The sequence below is a fragment of the Variovorax glucosi genome (assembly GCF_051216695.1).
GTDB lineage: Bacteria > Pseudomonadota > Gammaproteobacteria > Burkholderiales > Burkholderiaceae_C > Variovorax.
This window is the reverse complement of the sequence record NZ_JBPJZE010000375.1, coordinates 1-1,052: the sequence shown is the minus strand read 5'-3', so window position 1 is coordinate 1,052 and position 1,052 is coordinate 1. Positions and strand designations below refer to the sequence as shown.

1 protein-coding gene and 1 pseudogene are annotated in these 1,052 nt (G+C 65.4%); both read right to left on the bottom strand.

Annotated features, from left to right (window positions below; all coding sequences use genetic code 11):
- Positions 1-226 (bottom strand): annotated as a pseudogene (locus ACSFA3_RS25805) (hypothetical protein); the annotation flags it as partial.
- Positions 227-289: 63 nt separating this feature from the next.
- Positions 290-1,052, bottom strand: a 763-nt coding sequence (gene oxlT, locus ACSFA3_RS25800; RefSeq protein WP_435508157.1) for an oxalate/formate MFS antiporter, incomplete at its 5' end; no start/stop codon positions are given.

Sequence of the window (1,052 nt, the reverse complement as noted above, 5' to 3'; positions counted from 1 at the left end):
CGCCCGCCTGCACATGGCTGCCGCGGCCGATGGTGATGGGCTCGTTGTCACCGCGCAGCACCGCATTCGCGCCGACGCGGCTGCCGGCTGCGAGCACGACCTGTCCGATCACGCTGGCGCTCTCGGCCACGCGGGCGCTGGCGTCGATGACCGGTTCATGCGCGTCAAGTCGGTAGATGGTCACTGCGGGCTCCTGTGCATCGGCGAAAAGCCCTGCCATCTTCATGGCAGGGCTGCGTGGGCGGAAGAAAGCCGGATGGTACCGGCTGACGGAAAGCCGATGGTCTGTTTATTCGGCGACGCGGCTCGCCTCGATGTGCTTGCGGCGCATCGGCCGCAACACGAACCACGCCATCAGTGCCGCGAGCGCATTGACCGCGCTGGCCACAATGAAGACCGCCTGCCAGCTGCCTGTTGCGGCCGCGAGCACGCTCGACAGCGGCACCAGCAGCGAGGCCGTGCCCTTCGCGGTGTAGAGCATGCCGGCGTTCGACGCCGCGTACTTTGAGCCGAAGGTGTCGGCACAGGTCGACGGGAACAGGCTGTAGATCTCGCCCCAGGCGAAGAACACGATGCCGGTCAAGATCACGAAGAGGATCGGGTTCTGGCCGTAGTGATAGAGCATCAGGATGCCGACCGACTCCATCGCGAAGGCGATGAACATGGTCTGCTCGCGGCCGATCTTGTCGGACACCCACCCGAAGAAGGGCCGCGTCAAGCCGTTGAGCACGCGGTCGATGGCGAGCGCGAAGGTCAGCGCGGGCAGCACCAGGCCCATGATGTTGACCGGCACGTCCATGATCTTGAAGTCTTTGGCGATAGGCGCGAGCTGTGCCGTAGCCATCAGGCCGCCGGCGGCCACCATCACGAACATCGCGTACATCACCCAGAACACGGGCGAGCGCAGCACCTCGGACGGCGCGTAGTCGCGGCCCGCCTGCTGCACGTTGCGGCTGTTCGATGCCTTGGAGTGGCTCGGTGCGCGGGTCAGCATCCATGCGAGCAGGAACACGATGAGTCCCTGCCCGATCCCAAAATACAGAAACGCCGAT